The 258-nt window shown below is 40.7% G+C and carries 1 pseudogene; it reads left to right on the forward strand.

Annotation, left to right across the window (positions count from 1 at the left end):
* Positions 1 to 258 (forward strand): annotated as a pseudogene (locus JUI58_RS00160) (HNH endonuclease); the annotation flags it as partial.

Below are 258 nucleotides of genomic sequence, written 5' to 3' on the forward strand. Positions count from 1 at the left end.
AATCGACACCAGAACAATTAATTGTTGAGGTTAAAAATCCGCTTTTAATTGCTGCTAAAGGACACGGAACGAGACAGCGATGCCGTCCCGATAAATACGGTTTTCCTAAAGCACACGCACCAAAAGCCAAGTTCTTTCAAGGTTTTCAAACAGGTGATATCGTCAAAGCCTCAATTCCTAAAGGAAAATATGCAGGGGATTATATCGGTCGTATTGCGATTCGATTTAGACCTTGTTTTCGACTTTCTACGTCAGAAA

Source organism: Spirulina sp. CCY15215, assembly GCF_016888125.1.
Lineage (GTDB): Bacteria > Cyanobacteriota > Cyanobacteriia > Cyanobacteriales > Spirulinaceae > CCY15215.